The 15477-nt window shown below is 45.3% G+C and carries 11 protein-coding genes and 4 tRNA genes; 10 read left to right on the top strand and 5 right to left on the bottom strand.

Annotation, left to right across the window (positions count from 1 at the left end):
* Window positions 1–8: 8 nt before the first annotated feature.
* The 7 genes from AB4484_RS13920 to nspC all read left to right on the top strand — a co-directional run bounded on the left by AB4484_RS13920 (window position 9) and on the right by nspC (window position 6884).
* Window positions 9–82: transfer RNA gene (locus tag AB4484_RS13920), tRNA-Cys, on the top strand.
* A 36-nt stretch (window positions 83–118) separates the two neighbouring features.
* Window positions 119–194: transfer RNA gene (locus tag AB4484_RS13915), tRNA-Gly, on the top strand.
* Window positions 195–274: 80 nt separating this feature from the next.
* Window positions 275–361: transfer RNA gene (locus AB4484_RS13910), tRNA-Leu, on the top strand.
* A gap of 32 nt (window positions 362–393) precedes the next feature.
* Window positions 394–469: transfer RNA gene (locus tag AB4484_RS13905), tRNA-Gly, on the top strand.
* Between the two features lie 862 nt (window positions 470–1331).
* Complete coding sequence (locus tag AB4484_RS13900; protein ID WP_372078746.1) at window positions 1332–4283, top strand: pyridoxal phosphate-dependent class III aminotransferase; 2952 nt, start codon at window positions 1332–1334, stop codon at window positions 4281–4283.
* An 8-nt stretch (window positions 4284–4291) separates the two neighbouring features.
* On the top strand, window positions 4292–5545 hold the full coding sequence (locus AB4484_RS13895) for a carboxynorspermidine synthase (protein WP_017061002.1): 1254 nt from the start codon (window positions 4292–4294) through the stop codon (window positions 5543–5545).
* Window positions 5546–5744: 199 nt separating this feature from the next.
* Window positions 5745–6884, top strand: coding sequence for a carboxynorspermidine decarboxylase (gene nspC / locus AB4484_RS13890; protein ID WP_050635169.1), 1140 nt, complete (start codon window positions 5745–5747; stop codon window positions 6882–6884).
* 70 nt (window positions 6885–6954) lie between these two features.
* On the opposite strand, the gene AB4484_RS13885 is transcribed toward nspC, so the two are convergent.
* Both AB4484_RS13885 and AB4484_RS13880 read right to left on the bottom strand, forming a co-directional pair.
* A complete protein-coding gene (locus AB4484_RS13885; protein WP_050646057.1) occupies window positions 6955–7467 on the bottom strand; it encodes a glycine cleavage system protein R in 513 nt (170 codons plus the stop codon).
* Window positions 7468–7734: 267 nt separating this feature from the next.
* On the bottom strand, window positions 7735–8643 hold the full coding sequence (locus AB4484_RS13880; protein WP_048613575.1) for a DUF3943 domain-containing protein: 909 nt from the start codon (window positions 8641–8643) through the stop codon (window positions 7735–7737).
* 210 nt (window positions 8644–8853) lie between these two features.
* Between AB4484_RS13880 and AB4484_RS13875 the strand changes: the two genes are divergently transcribed.
* A complete protein-coding gene (locus tag AB4484_RS13875) occupies window positions 8854–10092 on the top strand; it encodes a CinA family nicotinamide mononucleotide deamidase-related protein (protein ID WP_050621273.1) in 1239 nt (412 codons plus the stop codon).
* A gap of 174 nt (window positions 10093–10266) precedes the next feature.
* On the opposite strand, the gene AB4484_RS13870 is transcribed toward AB4484_RS13875, so the two are convergent.
* Genes AB4484_RS13870 through AB4484_RS13860 form a run of 3 tightly spaced genes read right to left on the bottom strand, consistent with a single transcriptional unit; the run spans window position 10267 to window position 14184 of the window.
* Window positions 10267–11112, bottom strand: coding sequence for a DmsC/YnfH family molybdoenzyme membrane anchor subunit (locus tag AB4484_RS13870; RefSeq protein ID WP_108176296.1), 846 nt, complete (start codon window positions 11110–11112; stop codon window positions 10267–10269).
* 1 nt (window position 11113) lies between these two features.
* Window positions 11114–11734, bottom strand: a complete 621-nt coding sequence (locus AB4484_RS13865; protein WP_004733360.1) for a DMSO/selenate family reductase complex B subunit — start codon at window positions 11732–11734, stop codon at window positions 11114–11116.
* 11 nt (window positions 11735–11745) lie between these two features.
* Window positions 11746–14184: a DmsA/YnfE/YnfF family dimethyl sulfoxide reductase gene (locus tag AB4484_RS13860; RefSeq protein WP_372078743.1), complete on the bottom strand. Its 2439-nt coding sequence runs from the start codon at window positions 14182–14184 to the stop codon at window positions 11746–11748.
* Between the two features lie 198 nt (window positions 14185–14382).
* Between AB4484_RS13860 and AB4484_RS13855 the strand changes: the two genes are divergently transcribed.
* The gene (locus AB4484_RS13855) at window positions 14383–14949 is read left to right on the top strand and encodes a molecular chaperone TorD family protein (protein ID WP_372078741.1); all 567 of its coding nucleotides are present in this window, start codon (window positions 14383–14385) and stop codon (window positions 14947–14949) included.
* The gene (gene napF / locus AB4484_RS13850; RefSeq protein WP_372078739.1) at window positions 14949–15464 is read left to right on the top strand and encodes a ferredoxin-type protein NapF; all 516 of its coding nucleotides are present in this window, start codon (window positions 14949–14951) and stop codon (window positions 15462–15464) included. The genes AB4484_RS13855 and napF overlap by 1 nt, the downstream gene beginning before the upstream one ends.
* The last annotated feature ends 13 nt before the right edge of the window (window positions 15465–15477 follow it).

Genomic DNA, 15477 nt, shown 5'->3' with positions numbered 1-15477 from the left:
GTTACTAAGGCGCCTTGGCAGAGTGGCTATGCAGCGGATTGCAAATCCGTGGACCTCGGTTCGACTCCGGGAGGCGCCTCCATTCTCTCTTTCTTCTAGAAAGAATTTGAATGAAAATGCGATACTAGCTCAGTTGGTAGAGCGCAACCTTGCCAAGGTTGAGGTCATCGGTTCGAACCCGATGTATCGCTCCAAATTTTGTAATGTTGATTGGCGTCAGCATTAAGATGGTGTTTTACTTTTCAGTAATCGGCATCGCAATAAAGAATTGCGTGCCCTGGTGGTGGAATTGGTAGACACAAGGGATTTAAAATCCCTCGGCGTTCGCGCTGTGCCGGTTCAAGTCCGGCCCGGGGCACCATCTATTAAAGTCTTTATCTCGATAAAGCAAATGCGATACTAGCTCAGTTGGTAGAGCGCAACCTTGCCAAGGTTGAGGTCATCGGTTCGAACCCGATGTATCGCTCCAAATTAAGAAGCCCGAACAGAAATGTTCGGGCTTTTTGGTTTCTGGCGTTTAGCTTTTACGGGTAAGTACTCTTCTTGTTCGAACCCGCACTAAACATTCATTTCTATTTCTGCCTCAAAATTTCGCAATTAAGTTCGTTTTTAAAAGCGAGATTCCCTATGAACTCGTTCCTCGTGCTAGGGAATGACGTAAAGGCGCCACAGCCTCAAAGCCATCACTAACACTGCCTACATACCTGTGTCGTCATCCTCGGGCATGAGGAACGAATGAACCGGGGATCTCTTTCCAAAACGATAGTGTGACGATATTTACAGCAATTGCTTAGCCACCGCTGCTATTTATCAAGCTATTACTAAAAACTATTGATCGTTCATTTCACTTTATGTTACTTTCCCGCGCAATCTCGGAATGAACAATGTTCAAGAAGAGCAACGATTGCTTCTGGGGGATACGCGTAGTGACCATTCTTGCTGATTGGGACATTACGTAGGGTAGGTATTGGCTAGTCCTTTAGCTGATAGACGGGATACTTATGGCGCAGTTCGCCATGTTAATGGGAAACCCAACATTGAACACACTAATTACAACATTGCTAATCAGCTCTGCATTTCCAAAGGGACCAGCTCCTCATAGCTGCCCGATCCTGCAAAAATGTCCAATTCTTCAAAACAGTAGCATTACTGAACCTTGAGCTCACGCTAACAATTTATCGCTGTCTTAAGACGGCTTAATTTCGTATTCGTCATTTGACTTATGCGAGCGTACAGCTATATCTCATTTCTAGACAATACGTGTACTTCACTATGAACTCTCTCCAAATTTAACGAGAGTTGGTGGGTAATTGCGTCTGATGGAGGTGAGTATGAACACATTCAAGGGGACTTTTATGACTACCGCCTTTGAAGTCGATATTAATACTATCGCAAATTCATTTTCAACTATGGTTCCTATCTTAGAGGGAACGTACGACCTAACACCTGACGCTATTTTGCTAGAGCAAGAACAGCATGAGTCGGATGTTCGCTCTTACCCAAGACGCCTGCCTATTGCTATTAAACGAGCATGTGGCGCTTTAGTTGAAGATACTCGTGGCCAACTCTTTCTCGATTGCTTAGCCGGTGCAGGTACACTTTCTCTGGGTTACAATCACCCTGAGATTAACCAAGCACTGAAAGACCAGCTCGATTCTGGTTTGCCATACCAAACTCTTGATATTACGACCCAAGCAAAAGAGACGTTTATCAAGCGAGTTAAAGCTTTTCTTCCTCAAGACTTTTCAAATAACTCGGTTCTTCAATTCTGTGGCCCATCGGGAGCTGACGCTGTGGAAGCGGCGATCAAGCTTGCTAAGCAAACCACAGGTCGCAACACCATGTTTGCTTTCCGTGGTGCTTACCATGGCATGACCAACGGCACCATGGGCATGATGGGTAACCTCGGCACTAAAGAGCGTCGTAGCGGCTTGATGTCTGATGTGCACTTTATGCCTTTCCCATACAACCTCCGCTGTCCGTTTGGCATTGGTGGTGAAGCGGGTGCTAACGCGAGCATTCGTTATATCGAGCGTATGTTGAACGATGACGAGTCTGGCATCATGAAACCAGCCGCGATGATCGTTGAACCTGTGCAAGGTGAGGGCGGTGTAATTCCTGCTCCAGCATCTTGGTTGCAAGGCCTACGTCGTATCTGTGATGAACACGGAATCCTACTGATTTTTGATGAAATTCAGTGTGGTGTGGGTAAAACGGGTCATCGATTTGCGTTTGAAGAATCAGGCGTTAACCCTGATATCTTGTGCTTGTCTAAAGCGATTGGTGGCGGACTGCCTATGTCGCTGCTTGTATTCGATAAGAGCATTGATACATGGAAAGCGGGTGAGCACACCGGTACATTCCGTGGTAACCAATTAGCAATGGTGTCTGGCGCTAAGGCGTTGGAAATCATTGAGCGAGATGGTTTGGTTGAGCACGCGAACATCGCAGGCCAATACTTACGTCATGGGCTTGAGAAAATTAAATCACGCGTTGGCTGTATTGCTGAAGTTCGTGGTAAAGGCTTGATGCTTGGCGCTGAGATCAAGCAACCAAATGGTGAGCTTAACAAGTTTGGCGAACCAAAATCAGACGGCGAGTTAACCCTAGCGATTCAACGAGCAGCACTAGAGCGCGGCTTGATGGTTGAAAAGGGTGGTCGTGATGGTTCGGTCATTCGCTTCCTTCCGCCAATGATTATCTCTTTTGAGCAGATCGACTTTGCACTCCGCGTAATGGAAGAAGCGATCATCGCAGCAGGTGGTGGTTTACAACAAGACCCAGATTCAAGCGAACAAGCAAACCAAGAATGGAACAAGCATTTCATCCAGACGGGTTTAGGTGGTAGCGACGAATTTGCTAGCGTGATGAACCAAACCACTCAAGCGATGAAAGCGGTTTTTGAACAGGTTGAAACACCTTATTCGGGTTTAGATCCAAAAGTGTTAGAAGCAGCCATCAATGCTGTCGACCTCGATAACAATCAACACGCTTTGGTTGATGTTGTAGATAGCACTGCAGACCTTGTCGCTGCAAACTCCATCTTCGTGCAACACCCAGACTGTATTGCACACCTACACACTCCGCCTCTTATGGCTTCGGTAGCAGCGGAATCGATTATCGCTGCGTTGAATCAATCAATGGATTCTTGGGACCAAGCATCGGCTGCGACTTATGTTGAGCAGCGTGTGGTGGATTGGATGTGTGACAAATACCAACTTGGCGCACAAGCTGACGGTGTTTTCACTAGCGGAGGCACGCAAAGTAACCTAATGGGTTTATTGCTTGCGAGAGACTGGGTTGCGGATAAGCACAATGGTCATTCTATCCAAAAGCTTGGCTTACCAGAATACGCGAGCAAGCTGCGTATCTTATGTTCAAAGAAATCTCACTTCACGGTTCAAAAGTCAGCCTCTCTACTAGGGCTAGGCGAAGCGGCAGTGTGCTGTGTTGATACCAATGCAAACGGCACTATCAAGCCTGACTTGCTAGACGCAGAAGTGAAAGCGCTTAAAGCACAAGGGTTGATTCCTTTTGCTGTTGTCGGTACTGCGGGTACGACCGATCACGGTGCGATTGACGACCTTGAAGCGATTGCTGATATCGCAAACCAACAAGGTCTTTGGTTCCATGTCGACAGTGCTTACGGTGGCGCGCTTATCTTAAGTAGCCATAAAGCTCGTCTGAAAGGCATCGAGAAAGCGGACTCTGTCAGCGTTGATTTCCACAAGTTGTTCTTCCAAACAATCAGCTGTGGTGCTGTGCTGCTGAAAGACAAAGCGAACTTTAAGTATCTACTGCATCACGCAGACTACTTGAATCGCGAGCACGATGAGCTGCCAAATCTTGTCGATAAGTCTATTGCGACCACCAAGCGTTTTGATGCATTGAAAGTCTTCATGACGATGCAAAGCGTTGGGCCAAAGCAGCTGGGCGATATGTACGATCATCTTCTAGAGCAGACGCTTCAAGTTGCAGACCTAATTCAAAACCAAGACGATTTTGAACTGCTTGCAGAGCCGTCACTGTCTACTGTGCTATTCCGATCGGTGCCTCGCAATGGGCAATCAGCAAACGGTGAACTAGATTTAGACAAGCTGAATCAAACGTTAAGACTGGAAGCACTGACTCGTGGTGTTGCCGTCCTTGGCGAAACGGTTGTCGACGGTAAAAGCGCGCTGAAATTTACAATCTTGAATCCGTGCTTAACGACATCAGATTTCAAATCTCTAATAAACAAAATTCAAACTTTAGCTATTGAGCTAGCAGAACAACAAGGGTAATTAAAACTATGGCTATTCTACAAATTGGTGCAGGCGGCGTAGGTTGGGTTGTTGCACACAAAGCAGCACAAAATAACGAAGTTCTGGGTGATATCACAATCGCTTCTCGCACAATCGCGAAGTGTGAAAAAATCATCGAATCTATCAAGGGAAAAAACAACCTTAAAGATTCAACTAAGAAACTAGAAGCACGTTCAGTAGACGCTGATGATGTTGATGCGCTTGTTGCTTTGATTAAAGAAGTTCAGCCGGATCTAGTGATCAACGCTGGTCCTCCTTGGGTAAACATGGCAATCATGGAAGCATGTTACCAATCTAAAGTTTCTTACTTAGATACATCGGTAGCGGTTGACCTATGTTCTGAAGGCCAACAAGTACCACAAGCTTACGATTGGCAGTGGGGCTACCGTGAGAAGTTCGCTGAAGCGGGTATCACAGGTATTCTTGGTGCTGGTTTCGATCCAGGTGTGGTATCAATCTTTGCTGCGTACGCGGTTAAGCACTTGTTTGATGAGATTGACTCAATTGACGTAATGGACGTGAATGCTGGCGACCACGGTAAGAAGTTTGCGACAAACTTTGACCCAGAAACCAACATGCTTGAGATCCAAGGCGATTCTTTCTACTGGGAAAATGAAGAGTGGAAACAAGTACCTTGTCACTCTCGTATGCTTGAGTTTGAATTCCCGAACTGTGGTTCTCACAAAGTTTACTCAATGGCGCACGATGAAGTTCGTTCAATGAAAGAGTTCATCCCAGCTAAGCGTATCGAATTTTGGATGGGCTTTGGTGATGCATACTTGAACTACTTCAACTGCATGCGTGATATCGGTCTTCTTAGCCCAGATCCGCTAACACTGCACGATGGTACTGTGGTTCAGCCTCTGCATGTTCTTAAAGCACTACTGCCAGATCCAACATCTCTAGCTCCGGGTTACACTGGTTTAACGTGTATCGGTACTTGGGTTCAAGGTAAGAAAGATGGTAAAGAGCGTAGCGTATTCATCTACAATAACGCAGACCACGAAGTGGCTTACGAAGACGTAGAGCACCAAGCGATCTCTTACACAACTGGTGTTCCAGCGATTACCGCTGCACTTCAGTTCTTCCGTGGCGAATGGGCTGATAAAGGCGTGTTCAACATGGAACAGCTAAACCCAGATCCGTTCCTAGCAACTATGCCGGAAATTGGTCTAGATTGGCATGTTCAAGAGCTTGAAGCAGGCCAAGGTCTTCCAGTGATTCATGAGCTGAAAAAATAAGAACTGATTTCTTGTTTTGATTGCTAATTAAAGGGGACATGGATTGTTCCCTTTTCGATGATGATAGCCTTGAAGCTTTGGTATCATTTATTTTGATTTTGTAACTCACTGCGCTCGGACAGGACAAAATCAAAATAAATCACACCAAAATTGTTAATTTACCTTTCCATCTATAGATGCTGCTTGAGTGTTTACAAAAATGACGTTTAAGAAAGAAGAACTAAAAACCCCATATTTCATGATCAACGAAGACAAGTTGATTGCGAACTTAGAAAAAGCCAAGCAACTGAAAGAGATTTCAGGTGTGAAATTGGTACTTGCGCTTAAGTGCTTCTCGACTTGGGGCGTGTTTGACATCATCAAACCGTACCTAGACGGTACTACTAGTTCTGGCCCTTATGAAGTGAAGCTTGGCCACGAAACCTTTGGTGGTGAGACGCACGCTTACAGTGTCGGTTACAGCGAAGATGACGTGAGAGAAGTTGCTGACATCTGTGACAAGATGATCTTCAACTCTCAAAGCCAACTTGCCGCTTACCGTCATATTGTAGAAGGTAAAGCTTCGCTGGGTTTACGTTTAAATCCGGGCGTGAGCTACGCAGGGCAAGACTTGGCAAACCCAGCGCGTCAATTCTCGCGTTTGGGTGTGCAAGCTGACCATATCAAGCCAGAGATCTTCGATGAGATTAATGGTGTGATGTTCCACATGAACTGTGAGAACAAAGACGTTGATGCCTTTATCGGTTTGCTTGATTCAATCTCAGAACAGTTTGGCGAGCACTTAGATAAGTTGGACTGGGTGAGCATGGGCGGTGGTGTGTTCTTTACATGGCCTGGCTATGACATCGAAAAGCTTGGTCTTGCGCTGAAAGCCTTCTCTGAGAAACACGGCGTGCAGATGTACCTTGAGCCGGGTGAAGCGATCATCACTAAAACAACCGACCTAGTTGTGACAGTGGTTGATATTGTTGAGAACGTGAAGAAAACAGCGATTGTGGATTCTGCTACCGAGGCTCACCGCCTTGATACACTTATCTACAATGAGCCAGCATCGGTATTGGAAGCATCTGAAAACGGCAGCCATGACTACGTGATTGGTTCGTGTTCATGTCTTGCGGGCGATCAGTTCTGCGAAGCGAGCTTTGATGAGCCACTTAAGATTGGTCAAAAGCTGCATCTGTTAGACAGCGCGGGTTACACCATGGTGAAACTGAACTGGTTCAATGGTCTGAAAATGCCATCAATCTACTGCGAACGTAGCAGTGGTGAAGTTCAGAAGCTAAATGAATTCGGTTATGAAGACTTCAAACGCTCATTATCACAATGGTCAGTTAAGTAACTGAATTACAAGTTCAGAGCAATAAAAAGAGCAGCCAATGAGCTGCTCTTTTTTGTTCAATTTTGTTTATTTAGCTTTCAATCATCACTCGAGTATCTTCACTGAGCGTTTCGAGTTCATTAACTACGTCGTCGATCTGTACTTCGATTGGCAGTTTAACGGCGATTTTTGATGTGAATAGGCTTGAGCTAACGCCTCCGCCACCTGCAATAAAGACGCGGTGACAATCCATATCGAGAATACTGATCCCTTGTCTATCCAATACATGAGTCACTTCGTTGACGATGCCTGCTCGGTCGTTAGAATCGAGTCTTAGGTGATGGATTGTGTCTTGAGCATTGTGCGTATGATCTGAATCGACAAACTGCACGATGAGATCCGGATTGGCGCTAAACGCTTCTTTGACAATCGATTCGTTGATGGCTGGAAGTTGAACCTTTAGTACGCCAGCGACTTGGTCTTCAATAAAGTTCACTTTACTGATGAGCCATTTGCCGTCGTTTTCGTGAGTAACCGCAGCAAGCTGTTTGATTGTTGCTGGTGATGCTTTTCCGATAAAGTTTACGATAAATGTACTGTTCATATCAGCCCCCAAGGTTTCAATTATTCTTAGCTAATTAAATGTTTGATATCACGCGATAAAGTTCTTTAATTTCAGTGTAGAAGGTTACATCGAACAATGTTTGACCTAGGTCAATTTTTGAAACTAAGCTTCGATGCAAAAAAAGAGAATGAAGAGTAGGGCACAAAAAAAGCGGCTAGAGAGCCGCTTTTTAGAAGAGTTGTCACTGTGATTGATGATCCAGCAACTTATATTCAGTAACTTGTATTGAGTAGTCCTAGAGACGAATTAGAACGTTACTTTGAAGTTCATACCAACAAACTGAGAGTCATATGGTGCGCCAGCATCGTAAGCAAAACGTGCTGCGTCTTGGTTATCCCACCAAGGGTTAGTATTCAGGTTCACTTCTGCATCACCGCCCCATGCGTCACTTACCCAGTAGTGAATGTGTCCAACAGGGTTAAGGAAGAATAGCGACACATCACCCATGGTTTGAGAGCCCATCACTTCGCCACCTGAAGCAATGATATCTTGCTCTGCTTCTAGCATCATTTCACCGACAACCGCACCGAAGAAAGGTGTGATGAAGAGATCTTGCCATGAAGGTACTTCAGCAAACGCTTCTACGCCGTATTCCCAGAAGAACGTCGACATAGTCCAAGAGTATAAGAATGACTCAAACTCGTCGTAACCTGCGTGTCGAGCTGCGGTGTAGTAAACACCACCAAAATATGGGTGCATTACGTAGTTTAGGAAGTGTTCGTCACGGTCCCATACTGGGCCTTCAGAAACGTTATCTTTCCACTTTTTACCTAATGAACTGATATCACGTTGGTCATCATCCCACTTAGTAATACTTTCAGGGAGTAGAGTCATTAGACCCACTGTCGCGACACTTAAGCCAAGAATGGTGTAGGTTTGACCCATTAGGTAATCCCAATCTTTCTCCTGGCTCACCAACATGTGTTTTGGTTGTTGGATTGTGAAGTCGTACTCATCACTCGATTCGCTCAGTGCGTAATTGGTACTAGGCTTGTAGGTGTACAAGTTGTCATTAAAACAGTAATCTTGAGCACATTCATCCGAGTAAGAAAGGTTGATTGGCTGGTCGAAGTCGTATTGGCTTGCAACCGAGTTAACTGACATTAGCATTGAAAATGCGGCAGTAACCTTTGCTAGTAACGGTGATTTGGCCACAAGGGTCTCCATGAGAAAGTTTGGAATTGATCAGGGTCACAATTATCTATTAAATGCCTGATTTAGGGAACTAATAATTTATAGCTTTTCCTAAGAAAACCTTAGGTTTAACATTATTAATATTAGTGAAAAGGCGAATTGCTCCAAATTCAACCATAGACCAGTTTGTAAATAATGCAGTGTCTTTTTATGACAACAAGGGATAGAAATATGACGAAAATCGCAATGTTAAGCACAGGTGAAGAAGTTCTTCATGGAGACATTGTAGATACAAACGCAGCTTGGATGTCTGCTGAGTTTTATCAGCATGGTTTTGCGCTTGCTAAGCGCTCAACTGTGGGTGATCAAATGAATGCTCTTGTTGAAGAACTGCTGATGCTGAGCTTTAACTATGATGTGGTTATCGTTAATGGTGGTTTAGGCCCGACAACCGATGATATGAGTGCTGCAGCCGCTGCAGCTGCTTCCGAGCAGAAACTCGTCATGTTCCCTGAATGGCTTGCTCGTATGGAAGAGATGTTCTCTGGACGTGGCATGCCGATGCCAGACAGCAACCTTAAACAAGCTTTGTTACCTGCGAGCTCAGAGATTGTCGATAACCCTGTGGGGACGGCTTGTGGCTTCAAACTGAAAATCAATGATGCGACTTTCTATTTCACGCCGGGTGTACCGAGTGAGTTCAAACGCATGGTGACGTTTGAGATTCTTCCTGATTTGTCGCGTACCTACCCTCAAGTGGTTGCCTCTGAATGCAGTCGACTGTTTACGTTTGGTTTATCTGAATCCGGTATCTCTGATGTTTTAGACCAATTAAAGCTGCCAGAAGGTTATGAACTTGGTTACCGCTCTTATCTGCCGTTTATTGAGGTCAAACTGTTTGGTCCTAAGGCAGACTTAGAAACTCGCGTTAAGCTTCTGCAGATGGTTTACAAGCTGCTAGAGAGTAATGTCGTTAGTGTCGATGAGCCGATGATTGACCATATTGGACACATCATGGCGGAAAAAAAGAAGACGTTATCTGTGTCTGAAGTGTCGACCAAAGGTTCACTGTCAGCGTGGCTGCAGTTGAATGAGCAGATAGAAGATTGCTTCGGACACTCGTGGGTGATGGCTGAGCCAAAAGAGAGCGAGCTTGAAAAAAGCGATCCATTAGCCGCGACCTTTGCTCTGGCTGGAGCAACAAGAGAGAAGTGCGGAACCGAATTGGCTTTGGTGACTGGTAAGCTGGAAGGCAACACATTCAGCGTTGCATTGTCGACTGAAGCAGGCGAGTGGGGTCAGGTACTTGAGTTTTATCGTCAGTACTCGCGTGAAGACCAACGCAACGTGATTAAGACCGTCGCCGCCGATATGCTGAGAAGGCATCTAGACAATAAGCCGATGTTTGGTACTTACTCTTCGGTTAAGCGATTGAAAGATATGTTTATTCCAGCGGCTATCATTAAGTAGCTATGTAAGCTAACGATGTAAGTAAACTCGTTAAGTCTGTACTAAAAACGCTAGAAAAAATGAAATAAAAAGGCCCAACATCTAAATAGGTGTTGGGCCTTTTGTTTATCTAGCCTTCTAGATAACTAAACAAGCAGCGATGTTTATACGCAACTCATATCTCTAAGAACTCGATTACAAACCGCTTGTCATATGTAGGCTGTAGAACAAACCACGGCCGATTAACTCTGAAACCAAGAACAATACTAGTGCTAAGCCAAGGTTAACTGGGTTCACTTTTGCTTTGTTCAGCATAGGTAGAATCCAAATCAACAAGCTTGCCATTAGCAGTGCCACTTGAAGAATCACATAGCTACCTAAACCATCGACTAACTCCGACGCTTTTGCCGCTGAAGTTTGGATGTCACCGATTAGGTTCAGTTTTCCTACTGTCACAAGCAAGCTGATAGCAACTGCGATAACAGCCAGCATGGTGATGTTACGGTCAACCGTAAAGCGACTGTCGTTTGCGAACACAATCACGAACTGAGATAGCAGCAAGCCACCCACAACCATCGTCATGATGAAGCTCAGTGGTGTGTAGATGTTGTCCCACGTCGGTACTGTGTTGATCATGTATACGTTGATCATCGCGTACATGAAGATAACACCCAGTACCATCGCGCCAACCATCAGTGCTTTCTGGATCGCTACGCCACCTTTCTTAAGCACAGACAATAGCCATTGCAGGCCACCGACAGCGAAGAATGCCGCACCGAAGAACACTTCGTTAGACAACCAAGCCGAACCTAGCTGATTAAAAGCGTTAAACGCGCGCAGTGGAGAGCCAAGGTGCGTTGTCGAGAACATGAAGCCTAGACCCATTAATGCCCATAGAATGAACATTGGAACCTTGTAACTGTTCAGCTTCTCTTCGTCATGACCAAGCACCAGTGCACGTGCGCCAATCAGTAAGTAACCACCAACCGCAGTTTGCGCCAGCACCGTAAAGAAGATTAAAGACCACTCATGAAAAATCATCTTACACCTCCTTCGGGTTTGCTAGGTGACCACTGGTATCGCCAGTCGGTTTCGCGTTTTTGTTCAGCTTAATCACGATGTTTGGTAGCGTTTCTGTTGAAGATGGCAGTGGAGCCACATCCGCACCTGAGCCGTACTTCTCGCGAAGTGTATTGATTTCGCCAAATTCCAATGCACGAAGTGGGCAAGACTCAACACAGATAGGCTGTTTGCCTTCAGAAACACGTTGGTAACAACCATCGCATTTCGTCATGTGACCTTTCTTAGCATTGTATTGTGGTGCGCCGTAAGGACACGCATTGCTACAGTGCTGACAACCAATACATACGCTCTCATCAACCACAACCAAACCGTCTTCATCACGTTTGTGCATCGCGCCCGAAGGACACACCTTCACACACGCTGGATTAGTACAGTGGTTACAAGCGATAGAAAGGTAGTAAGAAAAGACATCTTTCTGAACCCAAGTATCGCCATCTTGAGTGAAGCCACCACCGGCGTATTCGTATACGCGACGGTAGTTCGTTTTGATGTCTAGATCGTTATAATCTTTACAAGCAAGCTGACAGGTTTTACAACCCGTGCATTTACTTGAATCAATGTAAAAGCCGTATTGTTTCATTCCAACCTACCTTATGCTTTCTTTAGCGCTTTGATTTGAACTAGGTTTGTATGCTGAGGGTTACCCTTAGCAAGTGGGCTCGGGCGCTGAGTGGTCAGCACGTTGATAGAGCCTGCATGGTCGATCTTCTGACCATCTGGTGCGTACCATGCACCTTCGCCTAGTGCGACAACCCGAGGAAGAATCCTTGGTGTCACTTTCGCTGGAATGTGTACTTCGCCACGGTCGTTGAAAATACTCACCATGTCGCCGCTTTCAATACCACGTTCTTTTGCATCGATTGGGTTGATCCACAACTCTTGCGGTGCGGCTGCTTTGATTTCTGCAACGTTGCCGTAAGTTGAGTGAGTACGAGCCTTGTAGTGGAAACCGGTTAGCTGAAGTGGGTACTTCTCTGCTAGTGGATCGTTATGACCTTCAAAAGAGTCCGCGTAAACCGGAAGTGGGTGAATCACTTCGTCTTCTTTCAGCTTCCAAGTCTTCGCGATATCAGCCAGTCGCTCTGAGTAGATCTCAATCTTGCCACTTGGTGTAGTCAGTGGGTTCGCTTCAGGATCTTTGCGGAAGTCTTCGTAAGCGATGTAGTGGTGGTCGTAGCTACGTTTGTAGATACCCAGCTCTTTCATCTCTTCGAAGGTTGGCAGTGTTGGATCGTTCTTACGAGTTTCCGCGTAAAGGTGCTCAATCCATTGCTCTTGAGTACGGCCTTCGGTGAACTCTTTTTCTACGCCCATGCGTTTCGCAAGCTGAGTACACATCTCGTAGATAGATTTCGCTTCAAACTGAGGCTCAATCGCTTTCTGCGCGTAGATGAAGTAAGGCATGTTCGCCGCTTTACCGTCCATACACCAGTCGTCTTGCTCAGACGTTGTTAAGTCTGGCAGGATGATATCGGCGTATTTCGCGGAAGAAGTCATATGGTTATCAACCACGACAATCATTTCACACGCACTTTCATCTTGAAGAATCGCGTGAGTCTTGTTGATGTCTGAGTGTTGGTTAATGATGCAGTTACCTGCGTAGTTCCAGATCATCTTGATTGGATTCTTAAGGCGTTCTGCACCGCGAACACCATCAGTGATGTCGGTCATTTCATGGTGACGGTAAATCGCGTCTGTCCACATGAACATTGAAATAGACGTTTCAATTGGGTTTGGCACAGTAGGGAAGCGCACAAACGGAATGTTGATGTCACTCTCACGAGCACCTGTAGAACCACCTGATACACCCACAGAACCGGTTAGTAGCGACAGCATTGCGATTGCACGACAAGCTAGCTCGCCGTTCGCAGTGCGTTGTAAGCCCCAACCTTGGTGGATAGCACACGGTTTTGCTGTGCCCATTTCACGACCAAGCTTAACGATGGTATCAACTGGAATACCAGTGATCTTACTAGCCCACTCTGGTGTCTTCTCTACGCCATCTTCACTTAAACCTAGGATGTAAGATTTGTAGTCGCTGTTTTTAGGCGCTGATGCAGGCAGAGTTTTCTCGTCGTAACCTACGCAGTATTTGTCTAGGAACGGTTGGTCGACAAGGTCTTCCGTGATCATCACGTGTGCAAGGCCGGCAACCAACGCAGCATCGGTAGAAGGACGAATTGGGATCCATTGATCTTCGCGGCCGCCAGCAGTATCGGTGTAGCGAGGGTCAATGATGATCGTTCTTGCGTTCGATTTGTTTTTACTTTCAACGTAGTGGTGGATCAGACCGCCGCCAGACATGCGTGTCTCGGCAGGGTTGTTACCAAATTGGATGTTAAGCTTAGTGTTCTCTAGGTCAGAGAAAGAGTTGTTGTTTGCCCAACCACCGTAGGTGTAGCTCAAGCCTTTCGCGATTTGCGCTGTTGAGTAGTCACCGTAATGGTTCAGGTAACCACCACTTAGGTTCATTAGGCGAGCAATCAGCGTTTGAGCTGGTGGCCAAGATTTAGTCACCGTACCGCCAAGCGTACCTGTACCGTAGTTTAGGTAAATAGTGTCGTTACCGTAGTCTTTGATAAGGCGTTTCATGGTGCCAGCGACTTCATCGTAAGCCTCTTCCCAGCTAATACGTTTGAATTTACCTTCACCACGTTTACCCACACGTTTCATTGGGTATTTCAGGCGATCTGGGTTGTAAACACGGCGGCGCATAGAGCGACCACGTAGACAAGCACGAACTTGGTGATGACCGTATTCGTCAGTACCTGTGTTGTCGGTTTCTACGTATTTGATTTCACCGTTTTGTACATGCATACGTAACGGGCAGCGAGAGCCACAGTTTACTGTACATGCACTCCATACGATTTTCTCATCCACATTCTCAGCAACTGCAGCCGCTACTGGTTTGGATTTGAAAGGTAAAGCGATATCGCCCGCAAGTGCGGCTGCACTACCTACCGCAGAAGAAGCTTTCATGAAGCCTCTTCGAGTAAGATTCATTACCCCAGATTCTTTCTTATTCGTCATTCTAAGATGCCTTTTGCTATTGATAGCTAGCACTTTATAGGTAGTTTGTTCTTTATGTTTTTATTTCGGATTGTTGATTGATTGGCATCAAATAAGAGCGAAATTTAAATCTTATGAATCGAATGTATAAAATAGATCAAAGAATTAAATCGTCTTATTTATATAATTATCTTTAAACCTATAACGGTATAAATAATAATGATTATCGATACGCATAAATTATTGGGTTCGCTATTTTATCAAGCGACAAGTAAAGAACAGTTAATCACCATTGTCGAAGCTTTGGTTGAGAGCGAAGTGCTCTCTGAAGAATGCTTGCAGGCATTGATAAGTGAAGACGAAGAGGCGCTCGCAGCAGAGTTCAGCCGCCTGTTTGAAGGCGTTGGAGACATGCCAGCTCCGCCTTGGGGTTCTGTGTACCTAGATAAAGACCGCGTTGTGTTCGGCGCTTCTACGGTTGAGTATCGCCAATTTTTAGAATTGAATCAGATTGAATTAGATACTGGGTTAAGAGAGCCGGAAGATCAATTTGGTTTAATGTTATTCGCTCATGCGTATTTGTTAGAAAATAAAAATATCGATTCAGCGGATGAATTGCTTGAGAGTCACTTATTCACTTGGTCTTCTGTTTATTTAGAAAAATTAAATAAAGCATCAGAGCTGTCTTTTTATAAAAAGCTATCGGTTGATGTAATAGATTGGTTTAAGTACTTAACATCTGAATATAATTTAAACGTTGCTACTAAAAAGTTATATATCGACTAATGTCTGAACAAATAAATTCAAATAGACGCGGTTTTTTAACTCGACTTTCTAAACCGGTTAAAGCAGCCGCGAATTATGAAGAGATATCACAGCGCTTGCACGCAAGGCCGCCAAGAGCGGTCGACGAGGTGCTGTTTGAGCGTCTTTGCGACGGTTGTGAGCTGTGTGAGCAAGCGTGTCCGAATAGCGTTATTGAAATGCTAGAGGGCAGTGCGCTGCTGAATTTGGATTACAACAGTTGTTCTATGTGTAACAAATGCACTGAAGTGTGTCCGACTGGCGCACTTCATCCAACGGTCACACCTTATATCGACCTCAAGCCGAGTTTTGCTGATAGCTGCAATAATTACATGCAAATGGATTGTTCAGCATGCCAAACTGCGTGTTTAGCAGGTGCGATACACATCGAAGTAGGAGAGTTGCCTACAGTGGACAAAGATAAGTGTAACGGCTGTGGAGAGTGCCGAAGCGCTTGTTATATTGGCTCTGTGACTCTTAACCTGACTCGGCAATAAACGTTTGGCTTTG

The sequence above is a fragment of the Vibrio sp. 10N.261.46.A3 genome, assembly GCF_041472995.1.
GTDB classification, from domain to species: domain Bacteria; phylum Pseudomonadota; class Gammaproteobacteria; order Enterobacterales; family Vibrionaceae; genus Vibrio; species Vibrio coralliirubri.
The sequence above is the reverse complement of the archived record's forward strand: the minus strand, read 5'-3'. Positions and strand labels throughout refer to the sequence as shown.

Coding starts and splice junctions, on each gene's coding strand:
- AB4484_RS13900 (WP_372078746.1), top strand. CDS start 1,332: ATGAACACATTCAAGGGGACTTTTATGACTACCGCCTTTGAAGTCGAT.
- AB4484_RS13895 (WP_017061002.1), top strand. CDS start 4,292: ATGGCTATTCTACAAATTGGTGCAGGCGGCGTAGGTTGGGTTGTTGCA.
- nspC (WP_050635169.1), top strand. CDS start 5,745: ATGACGTTTAAGAAAGAAGAACTAAAAACCCCATATTTCATGATCAAC.
- AB4484_RS13885 (WP_050646057.1), bottom strand. CDS start 7,467: ATGAACAGTACATTTATCGTAAACTTTATCGGAAAAGCATCACCAGCA.
- AB4484_RS13875 (WP_050621273.1), top strand. CDS start 8,854: ATGACGAAAATCGCAATGTTAAGCACAGGTGAAGAAGTTCTTCATGGA.
- AB4484_RS13870 (WP_108176296.1), bottom strand. CDS start 11,112: ATGATTTTTCATGAGTGGTCTTTAATCTTCTTTACGGTGCTGGCGCAA.
- AB4484_RS13865 (WP_004733360.1), bottom strand. CDS start 11,734: ATGAAACAATACGGCTTTTACATTGATTCAAGTAAATGCACGGGTTGT.
- AB4484_RS13860 (WP_372078743.1), bottom strand. CDS start 14,184: ATGACGAATAAGAAAGAATCTGGGGTAATGAATCTTACTCGAAGAGGC.
- AB4484_RS13855 (WP_372078741.1), top strand. CDS start 14,383: ATGATTATCGATACGCATAAATTATTGGGTTCGCTATTTTATCAAGCG.
- napF (WP_372078739.1), top strand. CDS start 14,949: ATGTCTGAACAAATAAATTCAAATAGACGCGGTTTTTTAACTCGACTT.